Origin of the sequence: Streptomyces sp. 796.1, assembly GCF_047525675.1 — a bacterium.
Taxonomy (GTDB): domain Bacteria; phylum Actinomycetota; class Actinomycetes; order Streptomycetales; family Streptomycetaceae; genus Streptomyces.
This window is the reverse complement of sequence record NZ_JBLIWA010000004.1, coordinates 21,862-43,569: the sequence shown is the minus strand read 5'-3', so window position 1 is coordinate 43,569 and position 21,708 is coordinate 21,862. Positions and strand designations below refer to the sequence as shown.

The window sequence follows — 21,708 nt, the reverse complement described above, 5'->3', positions numbered from 1 at the left end:
CACCATGGCTAAGAAGGTCCTTTTCGCCCTGACCAGCCACGACCAGCTCGGTGACACGGGCCGGAAGACCGGCTTCTACGTCCCCGAGGTGGCGCACCCCGCCGAGGTGTTCCGCACCGCCGGCTACGAGATCGCCTATGTCTCCGTGCGCGGCGGCTCTGCCCCGCAGGACGGCATCACTGGCGATGACACCGTCGTCTCCGCCTTCCTCGACGACCAGGCCACCGCCGATGCCCTGGCCTCCACCCCCACCCCGAAGGAACTCAGTGCGGAGGACTTCGACGTCATCTACTTCGCCGGCGGCCACGGCACGATGTGGGACTTCCCGGACTCCGCGGAACTCACCGAACTCGCGGCCGGCATCTACGAACGCGGCGGCGTCGTAGCGGCCGTCTGCCACGGCCCGGCCGGCCTGGTGAACCTCAAGCTGAGCGACGGCTCGTACCTCGTCGATGGCAAGCAGGTCGCCTCCTTCACCGACGACGAGGAATCCGCGGTCGGCCTCACCGACGTGGTGCCCTTCCTGCTACAGAGCAAGCTGGAGGAGCGCGGCGCCAAGTTCACCAAGGCCCCGAACTTCACCGAGCACGCCGTCGCTGACACCCGCCTGGTCACCGGCCAGAACCCGGCCTCGGCCGCCAAGGTCGCCCAGTTGACCGTCGCCGCACTCGCCGGCTGACCCGGCCTGCTCCACCAGGTCCGCCCGGCGGACCCACTCCTGCGTGCCGTGGAACCCCCGCCTGCGGCACATGGGGAGGGGTCCGTCGGGCTTTCCGTACGATGACCGGTGAACTGGCGTAATTCTGACGTAGTCGATACCCCCGGTCGATGCGGCGCGTCATGAAAATGATGACCTGAACAAGGATTGATCCGTTCGGAAGACAACGGGGGATGTCTTGTCCGTACAACTCACCTGGCTGCGCACGTTCGTGACCGTGTACCGCCTCGGCTCCTTCACCAAAGCCGCCCACAAGCTCGGCATCTCACAACCGGCCGTCACCCACCAGATCCGCAACCTTGAGCAGGAGATGGGCCGCTCGCTCTTCGACCGGCTGCCGAACGGCGCGCAGCCGACCTCGGCTGCCGACGGCCTGCTGCGCGAGGTGCAAGGCCCGGTGGACGCACTGGGCCACGCCATCGAACGCTGTCTGGGCAGGGAGGTGGTGGACCGACCCCTGTACGTCGGTGGCCCCGTCGAACTCACCACCACCCGACTCGTCCCCGCCGTCAGCGACCTCGTCGCGGAGGGCCTGCAACTACGCTTCCGCTTCGGACTCGCCGACGGCCTCCTGGACGACCTCGCAACGGGCGAACTCGACCTCGTCCTGTCCACCATCAGGCCGCGCGCCCGAGGCATCAGCGCCACCCCCCTCGTGGACGAGGAGTTCGTCCTCCTCGCCTCACCCGAACTCGCTGACCAGGTATCCCGCGAGGGCCTCGCCACCGAGGGCCCGGCGGCTATCGCGAGCATCCCACTCATCAGCTATGCCGAATCGCTGCCGATCATCCGGCGCTACTGGCGTACGGTCTTCGACACCGTGCCCGTGATGACCCCCGCGGTCGTCATCCCTGACCTGCGCGGTGTGCTCGCCGCGGTCAAGTCCTCGGCGGGTATTTCCATCCTCCCCACGTATCTGTGTGCCGAGGAACTGGCGACCGGTGCCGTCGTGCCCCTGCTCCGGCCGGAGGTGCCGCCGATCAACACCTTCTATCTCGCCGTCCGCCAGGGCGAACTCTCCCACCCCCAACTCGCCCTGCTCCACGGCCACCTGCTGATGAAGGGCCAACTCTGGACCTGACTCCCTGACCCGCTGAGGCTCAGCCAGGTGTGGCATGGACGGAGTACGCGGAAGGCGGGGAGTGCGCCGCCCTATCAGGTCACATGGACCGGACAGGGCCCGTAGGACCCCTCCCACAACTCGCGCGAAGCCTCGCTTGACCAGCAGGAGCCAGGTGGCCACGGTCGGCGTGCCAACAGGTTCCGTGGTGTCGCGCCGCTCCGCGGCGACGGCCGGGGTGTCGATGTCCGCGGCCACCCGTCGACTGCGCGCCAGCCCTGGAGCCTGTACTGCGGAACGGAGCGAGACGGCCGAGGCTGCTGCGGTCCGCGTGCGGTTCAGCGCTGTGCGCACGCGGGAGAGGGCTCGCCGGGCCGCCGGGGTGGGCAGCCGCGGACCGCGGTGGAGACGCATGTCTAACGGGGTTTGCTGTGCCATGGGTCTACCTCTGATCAGGCGGATCGGCGGGGGTGGGAAGCGAGAAGAGAGTGAGGAAGCGCTCGACCGCGGTCAGGTCACCGTCCACGGTCAGATCGCTGGTCCGGGCAGCATCGGTCAGATGGCGTCCGCCATATATGACGGAGGCCAGGGCTTCGGGAGTGCCCTCTATCGTCGCGTCGGCCGCCGCGTCGGAAGCCCTGTCGACCTCCAGCGCGCCGTTCTCCACGGTGGCGTGGAAGCTGTGCTGTCCCATGCGTAGTTCGTAGGAAGCCTGGACGCCGCCGGCGGCTTCCGGGTCGAAGTTCGTCTGGAGGGAGAGGACGAGCGAGGCGGGGCTGAGATGGGCGTCGCGTGGATGTGACGGTGAGCGGGCGCCCCAGCGGCCCAGGTCGCGAATGATCGGCTCCAGTTCGAGCCCCCACTCCGTGAGCTCGTACACCCGCGAGCTCGCCGGCGGCGGCAGCGTCCGCCGAAGGACGACGCCGGCCTCCTCCAACTCGTCCAGACGATGTGAGAGGACGTTGCTGCTGATGCCGGGCAGATCTGCCCGCAGGTCGCTGTACCGCTTGGGTCCCAACAGGAGTTCACGCACTACCAGTAGGGCCCAGCGCTCCCCGACCAGGTCGAGTGCATGCGCCGTGCCGCATGCGTCGTGATAGCTGCGCTTCGTGGCCATGCCGCCACTCTACGCCCCCAAGTCCTAAAAGAAAAGTGGCTACTTGTTTTTTAGGATCAAGAGTTGCTACGTTACTTCCACGGCCTCCGCGGTGCCCGTGGAGATGTCGGAGTGTGGGCGCACCCCTGGCCGGCCTGACCCCGGGGCGCCAACGGACTGAGGAGTCACCGCGATGCGCATGGTCTTCATCAACCTGCCGGTCCGCGACGTGAAGCGCTCGACCGAGTTCTTCCGCGAGCTGGGCTTCGAGTTCAACGACGAGTTCGCCAGCGAGAGCACCGCGGCGATGGTCGTCGCGGAGAACGTCTCCGTGATGTTCCTGGCAGAAGAGCACTTCAAGAGCTTCATCAACGGAGAGATCGCCGATGCCACGAGCGTCAAGGAGGTCCTCACCTGTCTGACCGCCGAGTCCAGGGAGGAGATCGATGAGATGGTCGCCCGCGCCATAGCGGCCGGCGGCAAGGCGTGGAAGCCGGCGACCGAGCACGGTCCGATGTACGGAGGCAGCTTCCAGGACCTCGACGGTCACGTGTGGGAGCTGGCCTACATGCCCCAGGCGTAGGCCCCAAGCGCGGGCCCGGACGTCGATAGACGTGGCGGCCGGGCAGATCGGATGCTCCAGCGGAGCGCCCGGCCGCAACGCGCAAACCAGGCAGGACGGCCACGGCGGTTCGCTGGGCTCCGTGGCGCATGACGGGGGAGCGCGCCGCGAGTTTTTGCGCTACAAGTCGTCTGGCCACCACGGTGCGTGGCGTCCTCGTGGTGCCCTCAGAGGCTGGGCGGTTCGGGGCGCACGAGGCCGCTCTGGTAGGCGATGACGACGAGTTGAGCCCGGTCGCGGGCGCCGAGTTTGGTCATGGCCCGCTGGATGTGGGTGCGGACGGTCAGCACGCTCAACACGAGTTCCTGCGCGATCTGGTCGTTGGACTTCCCGTGCGCCGCCAGGGCGGTGACCTCTTGTTCGCGGGGAGTGAGGTCGGCGAGACGCTCGACTGGGGCGAGCGGTGGCCCGGAGGCGGGGGTGGTGAGGAAGCGGGTGATGAGGGCCTGGGTGGCGCCGGGAGACAGCAGGGCTTCGCCGGCCGCGACGGTGCGGATGCCGCCCAGCAGGGCATCCGTGGTGACGTACTTGCCGAGGAAGCCACTGGCGCCGACGCGCAGCGCCTGGGCCACGTACTCCTCCGTCTCGAACATGGTCAGGATGAGCACACGGGTGCCGACGAGTTCGGGATCGGCGCAGATGGCGGAGGTAGCGGCGAGACCGTCTGCACCCGGCATGCGAATGTCCATGAGGACGACGTCCGGCCGATAAGTGCGGGCGAGTTCCACGGCTTGGTGGCCGTCAGCGGCCTCGCCGACGACTTCCATGTCATGGCAGGAATCGATCAGCAGCCGGAAGGTGCCGCGCAGCAGCGCCTGGTCGTCGGCGAGCAGGACGCGGATGGTCAACGGGATTCCTCGGGGCCTCGGCCGGCTGGGGCGTTCGCCGGGGTGTGGGGTTGAAAGGGCAGGGCGGCCGTGACTTCGAAGCCACCTTCGGGGCGCGGACCGGCGCGGAGTTCGCCGCCGACGGAGTGGGCACGCTCGCGCATTCCCATCAGCCCGTATCCGCCGCCGGGCACGGGTGGGAGGGCCCCGCCGTGGGACGCACCGTCGTTGGTGACGGTGATGAGAAGGCGCGAGGTGTCGTAGCGGAGCCGTACTCGGGCGGTGTGGTCGGCGGCATGTTTGGTGGCGTTGGTCAGGGCTTCTTGGATGATGCGGTAGGCGGTCAGATCGACTCCCGGAGACAGGGGTTGGGCCTCTTCTTCGGTGTTGACGGTGACCGTGAGGCCGGCTGACGCGCAGGCCGTGACCAGTTCGGGCAGGCGGTCCAGGCCCGGGGTGGGCGCCAGAGGGTCGGCGACGGGGTCGGCGGTCTGGCGTAGTACGCCCACCGTGGCGCGGAGTTCCAGGAGAGCGGAGGTGGTGGTGCCGACCAGGTCGGCGAGGATCTTGCGGGTCTGCTCGGGCTGGGTGGTGGCGAGGTGGGCGGCGGTCCCGGCCTGGGCATGGGCGACGGCCATGTGGTGGGCGACGGCGTCGTGGAGTTCGCGGGCGATGCGCATGCGCTCCTCGGCGACGCGGAGTCGGGCTTCCTCCTCGCGGGTGCGTTCGGCATGCGCGGCGCGTGCCTTGACGGATTCGAGGTAAGCACGCCGGAAGCGGCTCCTACCGCCCAGGGACACCGGCAGCAGGAGCCACAGGATTGTGCCCACGGTCCTGAGGATGAAGTCGTCGCCCAGCGGTGCAGCCGCCAGCGAGGTGGCCACCAGTACGGCCACGGTGGCGGAGCCGTAGACGTTCGTGGTGCGCGAGTCGGTGAGCGCCGCGACCCAGTAGAGGGCGGTCATGACGGGGGCCAACAGCAGGGGGCTCGGCAGATATCCGAGGGCGGTCAGCACAGCCGCCGCCGTGGCGGTGACCGTCAGGGTGGCACGCGGATGGCTGCGTGCGGCCAGGACGGCCGCGCCGGAAAGGACGAGGATCCAGGCGGGCCACAGGGCATGAGGAGGGGAGGATTCGGATGTACTGATCTGGGCCCCGAAGAGGGTGCAGACACACAACGCCACCGCCGTCACCACGTCGGCGGGCCGGGCATGGCGGTCCGCGTACCGTTCGAGGTTGCTGGTCATCAGGCCCTCCGTGTGGGGGTGTGCCGAGGTCCATGGTCGCTGATGGGGACGGAGACGAAGGCGCGGACCGCCCGTGGTGCTGTACCCGGGCGGTCCGGTGGGCAGGGCGGCTACCTGGGCGCCCGCACCGGCCCGGTCGCGTCAGGTCCGGACTGGCGGTCCGACCGCCCGAGCGCATCGCCCTCCACGTCGACGCGGGGCAGGACGCGGCCCAACCAGTCGGGCAGCCACCAGGCCCGCGCCCCGAGCAGGGCCAGTACGGCCGGCACGATCGCCATACGAACCACGAAGGCGTCGAAGAGCACCGCGGCGGCCAGGCCGAACCCGAGCATCTTGATCAACGAACCCTCTTCCCCGATGAATCCGGAGAAGACGGCGATCATGATCAGCGCAGCGGCCGTCACCACCCGGGCGCTGTGCCGGAATCCGGACACGACGGCCTGACCAGCACCTTCGCCGTGGGTGTACGCCTCCCGCATCCGAGAGACCAGAAACACCTCGTAGTCCATGGCGAGACCGAAGACGATGCCCATCATGAAGATCGGCATCAGGCTCATGATCGGCCCGGTCTGCTCCACTCCGAACAGGCTCGCAGCATGCCCTTCCTGGAAGACCAACACCAGTACGCCCAGCGCCGCCAGCACGGAGAGGACGAAGCCCAGAGCCGCTTTGATCGGCACCAACACGGATCGGAAGACCACCAGCAGCAGGATCACGGCCAAGCCGCCCACCACGACCAGGTACGGCACCAGGGCGGACTGCACCTTCGCCGCGATGTCGATGTTCAGCGCGGTTGTGCCCGTGACCTCGAACGTCGCCGACGCCCGTTCTTCCACGGCTGGACGGTCGTCACGGATCGACTCCACCAGGTCCTTGGTCTTCTCGTCCGTGGGACTGGTCGACGGGGTGGCTCGGAAGACGGCCGTGTCACCAGCCTGGTTGAAGCTGGCCGGGGAGACCGACACGATCCCGTCCGTGCCACCGATCCGGTCCCGGACGATGCGTGCCGCCGCACGCGGGTCGGGCGCCTGCTGCGCATCCACGACGATGGTCAGCGGCCCGTTGAAGCCGGGGCCGAACCCCTCGGCGAGGGCGTCGTAAGCACGGCGTTCGGTGCTGGCGGTGGACTTGGCCTCGTCACCCGGCATGCCGAGTTGCAGCGAGGCCGTCGGCACGGCCAGCGCCCCCAGCCCGACCACGCCGAGCGCCAGGACTGCCACGGGGCGGCGCAGTACGAAACGGGCCCAGCGCGTGCCCAGGTTGGTGCGCCCGTCAGTACTTGGCTGACCACTGTTCGACGGCGCGGCCAGGCCGGCCCCCCGCTTACGGCCCTTCCGAGCCCTGCGCGCCAGGACCGCGTCGGGCCAGAAGCCGAGCAGCGCGGGAACGACCGTCAGCGCCACCAGCACGGCGACCGTGACGGCCCCCGCGGCGGCCAGGCCCATCTTCGTCAGCGTGGGGATACCCACCACCGACAGGCCCGCCAGTGCGATCACCACGGTGACCCCGGCGAACACGACCGCCGACCCGGCGGACCCCACAGCAACCGCCGCCGCCTCCTGGGCCGCCCGGCCGCGCTCCCGTTCCTCCCGGTAGCGGGACACCACGAACAGGGCGTAGTCGATGCCCACGGCCAGGCCCAACATCATGCCCAGGGTGAGGGTGTCCGCCGACAGCCCCAACGGCCCCGCCAGCAGCACGATGGCGAACAGGCTCACGGCAACGCCCACCAGCGCGGTCAGCAGGGGCAGTCCCGCCGCGGCCAGCGATCCGAACGTGATCAGCAGGACGACCGCTGCGGCAGCGAGCCCGATGATCTCCGCGGCCCCGCCGGGGTCGCCGCCGCTGTCCATCGCCGATCCGCCGGTCTCCACCGTCAGGCCCGCTGCCCGGGCCTGATCCGCCGCCCCGTTCACCACCACCCGGCTGGCGTCGGTGACTTCGGAGGACTGCACCCGGTAGGTGACGGTCGAGTACGCCGTCGAACCGTCCTTGCTGACGGCGTCCGACTCGAACGGGTCCGTCACGTCAGCCACCTGCGAGCCATCGCTCAGCATGTCGACCGCCTCGTCCACGGCTTGTCGCGCCTTGCCCGCCGTCACCCGCTGTCCGCCCGGCGCGACGAAGACGACCCTGGCGGTTGCGCCGTCCGCCGCAGCCCCGGGGAAGCGCTCTTCCAGCAGGTCGAACGCCTGTTGCGCCTCGATCCCCGGCATCGAGAACTCCTCGTCGGAGGGGCCCGACGCCTGCGCGGCGCCCACCGCGACCGCGGCCAGCACCCCCAGCCATATCAGGAGGACCCGCCCGCGCCGCCGAAAGGCGCCGCGCCCGAGCCGGTAAAGAAATGTCGCCACGTCAGGGTCTCCCTCTCCACAAGCGATGACTGCTCAAGGCTCGCCGCGAGGGGCCCGCCGCGTCGTCATGCGGCTACGGACAATGCGGGCTACTGCATCCACACCACCCACTACTGAATGCGCAGTAGTTCGCACGACGCCCCGGCACCGGGTGCGCCCCGGCCGCGTAGTGACATCGCCCGTCGCCCAGCCCCACGAAACGGTCCCGCGCGCGAGTCAGTCAGGGGTACGGGCATCGCGGCCCGAATCGCTCAGGACAGCCCTGGCCAGGTCACGCCACGACGCGGCGCGGTGCGGCAACAGCATCGACACGGAGCACCGGGGCACCGCCCCCCCTGCTCGGATCCGCGAGCGCCCTCCAGCTCCCCAGCAAGGAAACCCCTGCTCAGCGCGAGACCAGCGAGGAGTAAAGCGGCCTGGCGAAGGGTTCGACAAGAGGAGGCCAGACAGCGGTCGCCGCCGCGCGATCTCGGGTGCCAGCGGCGCTGGGACTACCGGACGATCGGCTGATCGCTCACAGCGAACAAGGCCTGGGGAACAATGGGAGCCTCACATGCATTGAGTCGGTGTAGCTCAACTTGCCTGCCGAAGGGGAGATCATGGCTTCGCTGTCTACACCGCTCACCCTGCCTGTACTGCCGCTCGATGACGAGGTCGTACTGCCCGGTATGGTCGTGCCGCTCGACCTGACGGACGCCGACGTGCGGGCTGCCGTGGAGGCCGCCCAGGCCGCCGCCAGGTCCGACAGCGGCACGGCGAGCGGCGCAAAGCCGCAGGTGCTGCTGGTGCCGAGGATCGAGGGGACCTATGCGGCGGTAGGCACTCTGGGCACCGTCGAACAGGTCGGGCGGCTCTCCGACGGCGACCCGGGTGCGCTGATCCGCGGCGTGCATCGGGTGCGCGTCGGGGCGGGCACCACCGGCCCGGGCGCCGCGCTGTGGATCGAGGGCACGCCGGTGGAGGAGGCCGGCCCGGATGCCGCGGTGCTGTCCCCTGGCTCCCAGGCCGAGCTCATGAAGGAGTACAAGGCGCTGGCCACGAGCTGGCTACAGAAGCGGGGCGCCTGGCAGGTCGTGGACCGCGTCCAGCAGATCGACGACGTCTCGCAACTCGCGGACAACTCGGGCTATCTGCCCTTCCTCTCCGTCGCCCAGCGGCTGGAACTCCTGGAGACGCTCGACCCGGTGGCGCGCCTCAAGCTGGCCATGGGCTGGCTGCGCGACCACCTGGCCGAACAGGACGTGGCCGAATCCATCGCCAAGGACGTCCAGGACGGCGTGGACAAGCAGCAGCGCGAGTTCCTGCTGCGCCGCCAGCTCGATGCCGTACGCAAGGAACTCGCCGAGCTCAACGGCGACTCCGAGGACGAGGGCGGCGACTACCGCACCCGCATCGAAGCGGCTGACCTGCCGCAGAAGGTGCGCGAGGCCGCGCTCAAGGAGGTCGACAAGCTGGAGCGGTCCTCTGATCAGAGTCCCGAGGGCGGCTGGATTCGGACCTGGTTGGACACGGTGCTCGACCTGCCGTGGAACCGCCGCACCGAGGACGCCTACGACATCAAGGGTGCCCGGCAGGTACTCGACGCGGACCACGCCGGACTGCATGACGTGAAGGAGCGCATCACCGAATACCTCGCCGTGCGCAAGCGGCGCGCCGACCGTGGTCTGGGCCTGGTCGGCGGTCGCCGGGGCGGTGCAGTGCTGGCCCTCGTCGGTCCCCCCGGCGTCGGCAAGACCTCGCTCGGCGAGTCGGTGGCGCGCGCGATGGGGCGCGAGTTCGTACGCGTCGCCCTGGGTGGTGTCCGGGACGAGGCGGAGATCCGCGGCCACCGGCGCACGTACGTCGGCGCGCTGCCGGGGCGCATCGTCCGGGCGATCAAGGAGGCCGGGTCGATGAACCCGGTGGTCTTGCTCGACGAGATCGACAAAGTGGGTTCCGACTTCCGGGGGGACCCGGCCGCTGCCCTCCTTGAGGTGCTCGACCCGGCGCAGAACCACACGTTCCGGGATCACTACCTGGAAGTTGAACTCGACCTGTCCGACGTCGTCTTCCTGGCCACCGCCAACGTGCTCGAAGCCATCCCCGAGGCGCTGCTCGACCGGATGGACCTGGTGCGCCTCGACGGCTACACGGAGGACGAGAAGGTCACCATCGCCCGTGACCACCTGCTGCCGCGGCAGTTGGAGCGTGCCGGAATCGAGCCGCACGAGGTCGTGGTGGAGGACGAGGCGCTGCGTAAGCTGGCGGGGGAGTACACCCGCGAGGCTGGCGTGCGGAACCTGGAGCGGTCCGTCGCCAGGCTGCTGCGCAAGGTCGCCGCTCAGCACGAGCTCGGCGAACGGGACCTTCCGTTCACCATCGGTTCGGACGAGCTGCGCCCGCTGATCGGCCGCCCGCACCACACGCCGGAGGCAGCCCAGGACCCGGCCGAGCGGCGTACGGCCGTTCCCGGGGTGGTCACCGGACTTGCCGTCACGGGGGCCGGTGGCGATGTCCTGTACGTCGAGGCGTCGTTGGCCGACGCTGAGACGGGTGGTGCGGGGCTGACGCTGACGGGCCAGCTCGGGGACGTAATGAAGGAGTCTGCGCAGATCGCACTGTCCTTCCTGCGCTCACATGGCGCGGAGCTCGAACTGCCGGTCGCTGACCTCAAGGAACGCGGTGTCCACCTGCACGTGCCGGCTGGCGCGGTCCCCAAGGACGGGCCGAGCGCAGGCATCACCATGACCACGGCACTGGCGTCACTGCTGTCGGGACGGCAGGTGCGCCCCGACGTCGCGATGACGGGCGAAGTGTCCCTGACGGGACGGGTGTTGCCCATCGGAGGCGTCAAGCAGAAGCTGCTGGCCGCCCACCGGGCGGGCATCACGACCGTGATCATTCCCAAGCGGAACGAGCCCGATCTGGACGACGTGCCCTCCGAGGTGCTCGAACGGCTCGACGTGCACCCCGTCGCGGACGTGCGGCAGGTGCTTGAACTGGCCCTGCGGCCCGCCGCGGCAACGGACACCGAGCCTGGTGCGGCCCCGCGGACTCCGGTGGCTGCCTGAACCAGCCCGCACTGACCGACGGCCGACGTCGGCGCCCTTCCTCGCCAGCGTGTGAGGAGGGGCGCTGGCCGTCGGCCGTTGGCATGAGGTGGTGAGCGTGCAGGTGAGGGGGGCGACGATCGGACTGCTGACTGCTGACTGCGGTGCTGATGGCGGTGGGTGGTGCCGGGGTCTGTATGCCCAGGCTGGCCGCGGTGCTCACGTGATTCCCGCCTCGAACTCAGAAGAGTGAAAGGGCTATTGAGGCACTGATCTTCCTTGACAGTCAGACAGGTCTGTCTGTTAGCTTGAAGGCGAACCAGACAGACCTGTCTGTTCTGGCGGCCCATTCGTCTGGCTTCATCGTGTGCAGGGGTGCAAGTGCCCTGCCGAAAAGGAGATCTCCGTGGCAGTCGAGCCCCGCACCCTGGTCGTCCTCGCTCACCCGCAGCTGACCGACTCGCGCATCAACGCCGCTCTCGCTGATGCCATCAAGGACGTCGACGGGGTCACGGTCCATGACCTGTACGCCACATATCCCGATGGCCGCATCGACGTGCCCGAGGAGCAGCGCCTTCTCCTCCAGCACGACCGCATCGTGCTTCAGTTCCCCTTTTACTGGTACTCCGCCACCCCCTTGCTGAAGCAGTGGCTCGACGAGGTCTTCGAGTACGGCTTTGCGTACGGCTCCAAGGGCGTCGCCCTGCGCGGGAAGTCGTTCCGGGTCGCCACCACCGTCGGTGGGCCGCGCGATTCGTACCGTTCCGAGGGCTTCAACCGCTTCCCCGTTCCTGAACTGCTGCGCCCCTTCGATGCGACGGCCGAGCTCACGGGGATGAGTTATGAGGAACCGTTCATCATCTACGGCACTAATCGCCTGGATGATGCAGGGCTGATCCATGCTCAGGACGTCTACCGAGATCTACTGCGGTCCGGCGTTCTGCCTGAGGCGTGGCGAATAGCCGAGGCCGACTTCGTGGTCGAGGAGTCGAGTCTGGCGGCCTGAAGGCAGCGACAGCATCCCCTGTCGCCTGCGCCCTCCGGTCCCGGCCCAGCGTCCTCGCTGCGTCGGGGCCGTCGTCGTCCGCGCCTTCGCTGTCCGAAAGGGCTCTCTGTCTGGGGCGCTTAGCTCAGTGGGCGGGTCGAAACGATGCGGACGAAACTCGCCCACGGTCAGGTGTCGGCACGGCCTGCTCGGGCCCTGTGCCTTGGCGGCAGGTGGGAGAGGCTGGGGGCGACGCCCGGCATGGGGCCTCGCGAGCTCTTCTCGGCCTTACGCGCCGGGCGGCGCCGACCCGGCCGTCGGCGTCGCAGAGTCGGCGCGCCCTGGGCCGTAACGCGTACGTGCACGTCTCCTGCGGGCGACGCTGTGACCTCACGCCGGCTGCGCCTAGGCAGGTGCCTTGTCCTGGCAGGCGGCCGAGATGAGGGTGCGGGCGGCGGCTCGGGCGGCCTCTGCGAAGTCCGGCGTCGGTTCGAGGGCGGCAGCCGACATGACGCCGTCGATCAGCACGCTGAGCTGGCGGGCAAGCAGGTCCGGCTGGTCCGCGCCTGCGGCCTCGGTGAGCGTGCCCAGCCAGGCGCGCACGGCCTGCTTGTGCTCGACGCTGGTCGCGTGGGGCGCAGTGCCACGCTCGGTCTCGCATGCCGTGTTGAGGAAAGCGCATCCGCGGAAGCCGTCACAGACCGTGGCCATATGGAGAGCGTCGAACAGGCCGAGCAACTGATCGCGAGGTGCAGGGCCGGCGCTGGCCGCCGCCTGCTGCAAGCTGCCGCGCCAGTGGCCATCGGCGCCGCGCAGATAAGCGACAACGAGATCGTCCTTGGAGCGGAAATGGGAGTACAGGGTCGCCTTGGCGACACCAGATTCGGCGATGATGCGATCGACGCCCACCCCTCGCACGCCGTGTGCGCCAAACAGTTCCGTCGCGGTGTCGAGAATTCGACTGCGAGCGGGAGGCCGCTTGTCGGTCATGCGTCACGCTCCAAGATGTGTGCGGTGTCGGGCGCCGACCCGCCGCTGGAGCTGGTGAGCTCGCCGCGTCCTTCGCATGTTGCGCCCGGGTTGAAGCCCCAGGATACAGACAGACCTGTCCGTACGGGTTCGGCTTACCGTCGAGGCCGAGGCCGAGATGGGGGCGGGCGCAGGGCGGCTAGAACTGGGGGCGGCGGAGAACGTGGCGGGAGCAGTCAGGTGATGCGGGGGATACGCAAAGGGCCCCTCTCGCGGACCGGCAGCGAGAGGGACCCACCCATCGTGCGTGTCGTGTCTCCGCTATCGACGCTGAGCGGCGGCGATACGTGATCTCACGCAATGACGGTGAAACGAGTCGGGCGAAGAATCGGAGAACGTTGCCCGAAAGGTGGAGCGGAAGCGCACGCGAGAGCCGTTAGCCGTTGGCGAGGGCCTTGAGGCGGTCATATGCGCCGTTGAACCGGTTGTGATCGCCAACGATCGGACCCGAGGAGGTGTACTGCCACATGGTCTGGAAGCCCCATCCGGCGGGGAGTTCGCCCACGGACGACCCATAGCGCGGGACCCAGAGCGGATTCGTGTTCCCGAAGCCCGCGTAATTGCCCGTGCACGCCTTCCACCAGTTGGTCGACGTGTAGATGACGGCGTCGCGTCCGGTGCGTGCCTTGTAGGTGTTGAAGAAGTCCCGCACCCAGTTAACCATCGCGCCTTGGCTCAACCCGTAGCAGGTGGCGCCATACGGGTTGTATTCCAGGTCAAGGGCGCCGGGAAGCGTCTTGCCGTCGCGCGACCAGCCGCCGCCATTGTTGACGAAGTAGTTCGCCTGCTGGGCGCCGCTGGAGACGTCGGGCAGCGCGAAGTGGTACGAGCCACGGATCATGCCGACGTCGTAGGAGCCGATGTACTGCTGGGCGAAGTTCGGGTTCTTGTACGTCAGGCCCTCGGTGCCCTTGACGTAGGCCCAGCGGACGCCGCTGTTCCAGAGCGCAGGCCAGTTGACGTTGCCCTGGTGGCTGCTGACGTCGACGCCTTCGACGGAGGCGACGCGGGTGGTGGGGGCCGGGTTGTTCGGGTTACCGCCTTCGCGTTCCAGGATGGTGGAGCCCATCCAGTCCCTTTCCGGGTGGGGAATGGGGCGCTGGGCGGCGGAAGCCGTGCCCGGGAGCGTGAAGGCGATGGTCATGGCGAGGAAGGATGCGAGAAACCCGACCACTGTGGTGAGGGAGCGGCGGGGGGAACCGGGTCTGTGCGCGGGCATGGCGATGCCTCCGATGGCCTCGGTGGGGGAGAGTGCATGGCATGGCTTTGGAATGGCCATGACATAACCAACTCTACGGGCGTAGAAGCTGGAATGGGAAGAGGGCCTAGGCGGGAGCGTGGTCTATTCCTGCAAAATACTTGCGGAGCTGCGGCAACACGTCGCGGCGCGACGAAACTTTCACGAGCTGAAAAGCCGGAGAGGTGCTGACGTGCACAACACCGGGGTCGGGGGAGCTGGCGAGGGCATGGGCCGAACGGGGGTCGACAGTGCCTTTCTGGCTCTTGAACGTGAGTTGTCCGTCTTTCTCCGTCGAGCTCGTGCGAACTCGGGCGAGATGGCACGGGAGGTGCACCCTGATCTGGAACCAGCCGCATATGGCTTGTTGGCCCGACTGAGTGATGCCGGACAGTTGCGGGCCACGGACCTGGCGGCCTACTTCGGGGTCGGTAAGGCGACGGTGAGCCGCCAACTGCGAGCGCTGGAGACGCTCGGTCTGGTGGCAAGGGCGCCTGACCCCGATGACGGACGGGCGTGGTTGGTCCATCTGACGGAAGAGGGCCGCACGCGCTTCACCCGGGTACGGGAGGGACTGCGTGCCCGCTACGCCCAGCGCCTGGAGGGCTGGGACCGGGCAGAGGTGGCGGAGTTGGCTCGGCTGCTCCACCGACTGAACGCTGGCCACGAAACAGATCACGTTCCCGACTCGTCGTCATCTTCCGAATCTTCCGAACCGCATGACGGAAGCGGAACCACCGCCATGCACGACCGGTAGTCCCACCATGCCGAGTGGGCGGGCACCCCGCTCGTCGGGCAGAGGGGACGACGTCGCCAACCTCACTGCTGGGGCCCGCCGCCCCTCGCGAGCTACCTCACCCGACGGAAGCAACAAGAAGGGGACCGTGTGACGAACAGATAGGTGTGGTGCAACGGGCGAGCCCCGAGCTCAGGCCCGTAGCGGCGGGTTATAGCTCGACGTAGACCGCCGTCGCGTCGTCGTGCCGCTTGCCGCGCGGGAAGGCGGTGCCGTCCGGGTCGGAGTCTTCTGCGGCGCGGACCCGGTCGATCAGCGCTTGCGCCCCCTCCTTGCGAAGGAGCGCCAGAGTCTCCGTCCAGTCGCCCGCCCGGAATACCTCGACCCAACGCGTCGCCCCGTCGCTCAGCGCGGCGAGCGCTCGGACGGCGTTACGCGGCCTGGTGCCGGTCACGGCGAGGCGCGCCACCTCCGGGTCCGCGGCGGCGGTGAAGAAGCCGCCTTCGGCGTTGCGCAGGGCCTCGACCGCACGACCGTACTCGGCGCCGGCTGCGCGGCGCTCGGCCGAGCCGCGCGGCAGGGCCCTGGTGGCGGCGCCCAGGGCACGTACGGACGGTGGCAACTCGTCGAGCCGGGAGTCGAGTACCGCATCCACCTGCCCGTCAGGGGCCTCGATCAGCAGGGAGGAGTCCGACAGCACCAGGTACTCAAGGCGCTCGTCGTCCCAGCGGACGGTGACCACGGTCGCCTGTGGAGTACGGACATGGGAGAGGTTGCAGGTGTCGCGGTGCGCGTCAGCGGTTCGGGCGATGGCTTGCGCCAGGCAATCCGCAAGGGGCGTGTCCCGCTGCGAACCGGAGAGTTCGAGCAGCGCGCCCCCGAGTCGGGAGGTGAACCAGGGGACCGAGTGTCGGCAGCCGTAGGGCTCGGAGGGCGGAGTAACGCCGTCGAGGAGTACCAACGAGCCGCCTTGTCCGGAGGCAGGCAGCGCTATGGACGCGTAGTCCTCATTGGGGCGCTGGGGGTCCCCGGGGACAGTGGTGAGGTCGAGGCGCATGAGGCAAGTGTGCCGGATCGTAACTCGTGGCCATTCATGGGGCAGTGGCCTGTGAGATCGGACCGCACCAATGGATTCCAGACGGTTTCTAGGAGGTGAAATTCAGATGGAATTGGGCCGGGTAAAGCGACCGGTGATCATCTTTTCGGAACAGCGGGTTGATTGCCGTGTGTACGCGGTGGTGCGTGCTTACGGTGTGTGGTGCACCTTGGTGGCCGCCTTCCGGCTCATGTTCACTCGTTCGAGTGGCCGAGTTGTCTATGTGCGCCCGGCGCGCAGCGGTACTGGAAGGGTCGGTTTCCGTACCAGGAGCGGGCGCGAGTGCGCGGTCTTGCGACCGAGCGCACAGACCCGGAACAACTGCGGTGCTGTCGTCACCTCCTGGAACCACGGCGGGTCTGGCGAGAGAAGAATGTGGGCACCGGTGCGGAAAAGACGGCTTCGGGCCAGCGACAGCAATCGAGGCGAGCAGCGATCCGGGCGGGGACACCGGGCTCGGGTGCGCAACCGGCTGGTCGCGTCGGCATCCGTGGTGACCGTGGCGGTGCTCGCGGCCGGTGCGCCCGTGATCGCCACCGGGGTCGACCAAGCGAAGGACGCCCAACGCCGGGTGGACCGTGCCGAAGCGGCCGTCGCCGCAGTGGCCCTCGCACACTCACTGGCTGACGAGCGCGATGCCATGACCGAGTATGTGGCGACGGGTAGGTCCACGGCGGCGGGCGGCGGAGCGCCGAAAGATGTGCGGACCCGCGTCGACCGCCAGTCAGCGGCCCTCCGTGCCACTGCCACCGATGCCTCCGTCACCTTCGCCGGTGCCGCCGAGCGACTGCGGGAGCTACCGCAGATGCGGCAGCGCGCCCTGTCCGGCCCCGGTTCGGCCGTGGACACCTTCGACGCGTACACCGAGGCGGTACGGGCGCTGCACCGAGCGGCCGGCGCGACCGACCCCAACGCACTGGCTCCACTGGGCCGGGCCGTGGAACACGCCTCCGGTAGCCGGGCCCTGCTGCTCGGCGCGCTCGCGTCGGGCGGCCGACAGCCGGGCCTCACGTCCGCCGCGTACCAGGCACGCCTCCGGGAGGAGGCTGCGTTCGCCGACTTCCGGCAGTCGGCCGCCCGCTCCGCCCGCGACCGGTACGTGCGCACCGTCCGCGGGGCGAAGACGGACGAGGCCGAGCGCTACCTCAAGGACCTCGTGGGCGCCCCGCCGGCTGCGAATACGGGGTCGGCTCCGGACCGGGACCGGGTGGGGGACGCACTCACCGCCCGGGTGGAACGGATGCGCGGCGTGGAGGCGGCACTCGCGGCGGCGGGGGTGACTCGCGCGGAGCAGGCCAGACACGACCGGGTCACCGAGTTGGAACTGCATGCCGGGCTGCTCGCCGGGTGTCTGCTGCTGGTGCTCACGGTGTGTGCGCTGGCCGTGCGGTCGGTGACGCGCCCGCTCGGCGCGTTGCGCGCCGGTGTCCGCCGGTTGGCCGACGACCCGGCGGACATCGAGCCGCTGGCCCTGGGGCGTCGGGACGCGGACCGTGACGATGAGTTCGCCGCCGTCGTGTGGTCGGTGAACCATCTGCACGAGGGGCTGGGCAGCCAGCGTGCCCGCGTGGCCAAGCTCGCCGCGGAGCGTGGGCAGCTCATCGAGGACCGGCAGCACCAGGCCGCGCAGATCGCGGAGGTGCGGCAGGAGTGCGAGGAGCTCAGCCGGCTCAAGGAGGAGACCGAGACCCGGCTGAAGGGGCTCCGCGACCGGGTACACAGCAGCTTCGTCAATCTGGCCCTGCGCACGCTGGGGCTGGTGGAACGACAGTTGGCCGTCATCGAGACGATGGAGGCGAACGAGCAGGACCCGGATCGGCTCGAAACTCTGTTCACCCTTGATCACCTGGCCACCGGGATACGCCGTTACAGCGAGAACCTGCTGGTGATCGCGGGTTCGGAGCGGCAGTCCAACCATGCGGGCGCCGTGCCGCTGCTCGACGTGCTGCGGGCCGCGATCAGCGAGGTGGAGCGGTACCAGCGCATCCGTATCCAGGCGTTGCCCCCACAGGCGCAGGTGGCCGGGTTCGCCGCCGACAGCGTCAGCCACCTCGTGGCCGAGCTGCTGGAGAACGCCACGATCTTCTCCCCGCCCGCCACCGAGGTGCACGTCTCGGGATGGCTGTTGGAGAACGGCGAGGTGATGCTCTCCGTTCAGGACGAGGGGATCGGCATGACGGCCGATCGCTTCGAGGAGCTGAACACCCGGCTCGCCGATCCCGTTCCGGAGTACTGCCAGGGGCCGCAGCCGGAGGACCCCTTGGGGCTCGGCCTGTACGTGGTGACCCGGTTGGCGGCCCGGCACGGCGTCCGGGTCCAGCTCCGGGAGCAGAAGCAGGGCGGGGTCACCGCGGTCGTCGTACTCCCCAAGTCGATCCTGCCGGATCGGCGTCCTGTGGCCGGGGGTGTCCGCGCCGTGGCGTTGAGTACGGGCCACCGGGGGTTCGCCACCGGTGCCTCGGTTCCGTTGCCCGCCGGCACCGGCCTCGCGGCCTCGGGCGCCAACGTCGCAGCCTCGGGGAGCAACGGAGAGGAGCCAACGGCCGCCCCGCCGGCGGGCCGCGGGCACGAGGGGCGTGCCGGGCTGGTGGTGGAGGGGGGCGAGACCGATGCGGTCCGCGCGTCTGCCCCGCATGGCGCCGTGGCCGACGGGCGCCCCGGTGCCTTCGCCGACATCGAGCAGGGCTCGGCCGCCCATGAGCCGGGCCACCCCCGGGGCGTGCAGGGTGCCGGGACTGGTGGGGCATCGGCCTTGCTGCCGGTGCACGGCTCTGACTCCCGGCCCGTCCCTGCCGCGGACCCTGCTCACGCATCGCCTGATGCGGCAGCGACCGGTTCCGCCTCGTACGCGGATGCCGGTGCTTCGGGGGCGGCTGCGCCGGGCGGGCCCGTTCGGGGTGTGTTCATGGCTGGTCCGCCCGCCGTGCATGTCGCCGGTGACGCCGGTCTTCCCGGTTCGTACGGGTATGGCGAGGTGGCGCGGGCCGAGGGGGAGGCGGACGGCCAGGATGCGGCCACCACTCCGCGGGGAGCGACGTTTTCCGGTGTGGGTACCGCCACCCGAGTGTCCGGAGTGGCGCCGGCCCCCGAGACCGGCTCTGCCCTGGACGCGCCGATCACGGCGGCCGGGCAGGGGCCGGGGCGCCGTCGGGAGCGGCGTTCGGAGCCGGCGCTTCCGAAGAGCCACGGGCACGGCGAGCACGGCCGGCCCGAGCTCACCGGGGCCATGCCGTCGGCAGGCGAGCCCTGGGGGCCCGGGCCCGAGCCGGCGGGGTTGCCGGGAGACGGCTCGGCGCACGCGGGCGATGCCGAGACCGTGGCTGGCCTGGCTGGTCCGGCTGGCCTGGCTGGTCCGGGCGTAGAAGTGGAGCTTGGCGAGCCGGGTGCGGTGTGGGAGGTGCGGCAGGTACAGGGGCCGGCGTACCAGGGGCCGGGGGCGTTCCGAACTGAGCAGCAGTTCGCAGATGCCGGCGTCGGACGGACGGACGGGGCGGTGACGGACCCGGGAGCGCACGGTGCCGCTGCTGCGCGAGGGGCAGAGGAGTCGGCGGCTGCCCCCGTGGTGGGGCAGGACCCTGATCCGCTGGTGGCTGCGGCGGAGCGGGCGGTGCGCTTGGCTGAGCTTGCTGGCCAGGAGGTTTCGCGGGCCCCGTCGACGGCGCTCGAAGTGGCGCCGGTCCACGGTGGCGTGCCGTCTCAGACGCCGGATTCCGGGGAGCCGCAGGCGGTGCGGCGGCACGAGGACGACGCGCTGCGCGGAGCCGTGCCGGCCGGCGATGCCCACCGCGCCGCGGGACTCCGACCGGCCCCGCCGGACGGGCTGGCGTCCGGTGCGGCGGGGGTGCGCGGTGGGGCGTGGGCGGGTACGGCGCCGGGTTCTGCCGCTGGGCGGGGCGCAGCGCCGGATGCGCGGGGGCTGGCTGTGCCTCCGTCGGATGCCGGGGAGTCGGGGGGCACGGAGGCCCAACGCGCGGTAACGGGGTTGGCAGGGGCTGAGGTTGGCGGTGTAGGTACTGGTGGGGCTGAGGCGCTGGCACCCGGTGGTCGGGGACCTCGTGCCATTGGACCCGGTGCGGAAGTGGGGCATGGCGCGACGGAGCCGGGTGGTGCGACGGGTGACGTGGCGCCGGGGGGCGTCGGGGGGCGCGCTGGTGGCGCGCCGGACTTGGCGTCCGCAAAGGACGGGTGGGGTGGTGGGGCGTCTGCTGATGCCGGAGCCGGGGGCGCGGCATCCGATGGTGGGGCGGCGGCCTCGGGCGGGGTGGCTGACGGGGCCGGGCCGCGAACCCCGAGGGGGCTGCCCATGCGCACCCCGCGGGTGGTCGCACCGCGGAGCGCTGTAGCGAGTGAGCGGGGCACGGTTGACGCCGATGAGTTGCGTCGTCGGCTCGGTGGCTTCCAGCAGGGGGCCAGGAATGGTCGACGGGACGCGGAGGCGGAGATCGCCGAGCGGGCCGTGGCCCAGCACGGGCAGGTGGCGGCTGATTCGCCGGACGGGGAGTTAGCGCGCGCGGTCGGGCCGCGCGTGGCGTCGCATGAAACCTCGTTCGGGGCGCTCGGACTACCGCTGGATGAGCAGCCCTCGGTCGGCTGGGAGGCGGCGGGCCAGGTGGCGGAGGGGCTGCCAGGGGAGTGGCAGGAGCACGGCCCGTCGTGGTCCGGCGGTTCGACCGCTGGCCGGCCGTGGCCCGGCGAGGTGCGGCCCGGCCCCTCGCCGGCGGGTCCGCGGATGGACGGCTGGCCGGGAGGCCCGCGGGCCGAGGCGCCTGGCGGTGGGCTGCCGCCCTATGACCCGCCGCCGACTGCCGCGTCGCCGCAGGCCGCAGCCGAGTCGGTGCGGTCGGCCTTCGAGCGGGAATCGCATCAGCAAGTTCCGTATGGGGAAGCGGGGTACGGGGAGGGGGAGTACGCGCCGGCGCCGTACGGGCAAGGCCAGGGACTGGGGCAGGTTCCGTCGTCCCGAGAGTGGGAGTCCCAGGTTCCGCCGTACCAGGGGCAGCAGGGGAGCCAGGGAGATCCGGGACGGGAGCCCTGGGGCGGGTTGTCGCCGGGTGACCGGGGGCCGCAGGGCCATCGCGAGTACGGCCAGCAACCACAGGTCCTGGGGTCGGAAGCAGCACTGGCCCAGGCCCAGCAGGTGGAGCCCCGGCACGTAGTGGCCCCGCACGTGGCGGCCCAGACCCAGCACGTACAGCCCCACCAGGTGGCGGCCCAGCATGTACAGGCCCAGTCGCAGTCGCAGCGCGGGCAGGACCCGAGCGAGCTGGGCGGAGGCGCCTGGGGCCAAGGGGACCAGGACATGCGGGACCAGGGCGCGCAGGGCCAGGGTGTGCGGGGCGACGGCGCGCGGGTTCAGGACGAGCAGGGGCAGGGGGCGGGGCGACAGATGCCGCATCACCCCTCGCCAGGCCACGAGGCACAAGGCCACCACCCACAAGACCGCCCCTCGCAAGGCCACGAGGCACAAGAGCAACGCACGCAAGACCGCCACGCACAAGAACAACGCACGCAAGAGCACCACGCGCGAGAGCAACGCACGCAAGAGCAACGCACGCACGATCGACAAGCGCAGGACGAACAGCCGCAGGGCCGTTGGGCGCCGCATGGTCCGCCGCAGCAGCAGGTGGGGGCGCTGGGCGAGGGCGAATCCGTCGAGGAGGCACGCAGTTGAC

Annotated in this window: 14 protein-coding genes; 7 read left to right on the top strand and 7 right to left on the bottom strand. The window is 70.2% G+C overall.

The window, feature by feature from the left end; translation table 11 throughout:
- Nucleotides 1–4 precede the first annotated feature (4 nt).
- Together ACMA1D_RS04530 and ACMA1D_RS04525 are read left to right on the top strand one after the other, a co-directional pair.
- The gene (locus ACMA1D_RS04530; RefSeq protein ID WP_414722550.1) at nt 5–679 is read left to right on the top strand and encodes a type 1 glutamine amidotransferase domain-containing protein; all 675 of its coding nucleotides are present in this window, start codon (nt 5–7) and stop codon (nt 677–679) included.
- 217 nt (nt 680–896) lie between these two features.
- Entirely contained in the window at nt 897–1,799 is a 903-nt protein-coding gene (locus ACMA1D_RS04525) for a LysR family transcriptional regulator (protein WP_414722549.1), read from the top strand.
- 421 nt (nt 1,800–2,220) lie between these two features.
- On the opposite strand, the gene ACMA1D_RS04520 is transcribed toward ACMA1D_RS04525, so the two are convergent.
- Nucleotides 2,221–2,895, bottom strand: coding sequence for a winged helix-turn-helix transcriptional regulator (locus ACMA1D_RS04520; RefSeq protein ID WP_414722548.1), 675 nt, complete (start codon nt 2,893–2,895; stop codon nt 2,221–2,223).
- A gap of 172 nt (nt 2,896–3,067) precedes the next feature.
- Between ACMA1D_RS04520 and ACMA1D_RS04515 the strand changes: the two genes are divergently transcribed.
- Nucleotides 3,068–3,457, top strand: a complete 390-nt coding sequence (locus ACMA1D_RS04515) for a VOC family protein (protein ID WP_414722547.1) — start codon at nt 3,068–3,070, stop codon at nt 3,455–3,457.
- Nucleotides 3,458–3,663: 206 nt separating this feature from the next.
- Here ACMA1D_RS04515 and ACMA1D_RS04510 read toward each other — a convergent pair whose 3' ends face one another.
- The 3 genes from ACMA1D_RS04510 to ACMA1D_RS04500 all read right to left on the bottom strand — a co-directional run bounded on the left by ACMA1D_RS04510 (nt 3,664) and on the right by ACMA1D_RS04500 (nt 7,924).
- Nucleotides 3,664–4,344 carry a response regulator gene (locus tag ACMA1D_RS04510; protein WP_414722546.1) on the bottom strand — a complete coding sequence of 227 codons (681 nt, stop codon included), beginning with the start codon at nt 4,342–4,344 and terminating at the stop codon, nt 3,664–3,666.
- A complete protein-coding gene (locus ACMA1D_RS04505; protein WP_414722545.1) occupies nt 4,341–5,570 on the bottom strand; it encodes a sensor histidine kinase in 1,230 nt (409 codons plus the stop codon). Before ACMA1D_RS04505 ends, ACMA1D_RS04510 begins: the two co-directional genes overlap by 4 nt.
- Nucleotides 5,571–5,680: 110 nt before the next feature.
- On the bottom strand, nt 5,681–7,924 hold the full coding sequence (locus ACMA1D_RS04500) for an MMPL family transporter (RefSeq protein ID WP_414722544.1): 2,244 nt from the start codon (nt 7,922–7,924) through the stop codon (nt 5,681–5,683).
- A gap of 599 nt (nt 7,925–8,523) precedes the next feature.
- Between ACMA1D_RS04500 and lon the strand changes: the two genes are divergently transcribed.
- Nucleotides 8,524–10,974, top strand: a complete 2,451-nt coding sequence (lon, locus tag ACMA1D_RS04495) for an endopeptidase La (protein ID WP_414722543.1) — start codon at nt 8,524–8,526, stop codon at nt 10,972–10,974.
- Between the two features lie 385 nt (nt 10,975–11,359).
- Nucleotides 11,360–11,959, top strand: a complete 600-nt coding sequence (locus ACMA1D_RS04490; protein WP_414722542.1) for an NAD(P)H-dependent oxidoreductase — start codon at nt 11,360–11,362, stop codon at nt 11,957–11,959.
- 384 nt (nt 11,960–12,343) lie between these two features.
- Here ACMA1D_RS04490 and ACMA1D_RS04485 read toward each other — a convergent pair whose 3' ends face one another.
- Both ACMA1D_RS04485 and ACMA1D_RS04480 read right to left on the bottom strand, forming a co-directional pair.
- On the bottom strand, nt 12,344–12,928 hold the full coding sequence (locus ACMA1D_RS04485; RefSeq protein ID WP_414722541.1) for a TetR/AcrR family transcriptional regulator: 585 nt from the start codon (nt 12,926–12,928) through the stop codon (nt 12,344–12,346).
- Between the two features lie 415 nt (nt 12,929–13,343).
- Complete coding sequence (locus tag ACMA1D_RS04480; RefSeq protein ID WP_414722540.1) at nt 13,344–14,186, bottom strand: lysozyme; 843 nt, start codon at nt 14,184–14,186, stop codon at nt 13,344–13,346.
- Between the two features lie 247 nt (nt 14,187–14,433).
- Here ACMA1D_RS04480 and ACMA1D_RS04475 point away from each other — a divergent pair, with 247 nt between their 5' ends.
- Complete coding sequence (locus ACMA1D_RS04475; protein WP_349991542.1) at nt 14,434–14,961, top strand: MarR family transcriptional regulator; 528 nt, start codon at nt 14,434–14,436, stop codon at nt 14,959–14,961.
- A gap of 190 nt (nt 14,962–15,151) precedes the next feature.
- Here ACMA1D_RS04475 and ACMA1D_RS04470 read toward each other — a convergent pair whose 3' ends face one another.
- Entirely contained in the window at nt 15,152–15,997 is an 846-nt protein-coding gene (locus ACMA1D_RS04470; RefSeq protein WP_414722539.1) for a hypothetical protein, read from the bottom strand.
- 499 nt (nt 15,998–16,496) lie between these two features.
- On the opposite strand from ACMA1D_RS04470, the gene ACMA1D_RS04465 reads away from it, so the two are divergent.
- Entirely contained in the window at nt 16,497–21,707 is a 5,211-nt protein-coding gene (locus ACMA1D_RS04465) for a nitrate- and nitrite sensing domain-containing protein (RefSeq protein ID WP_414722538.1), read from the top strand.
- Nucleotide 21,708: the final 1 nt, after the last annotated feature.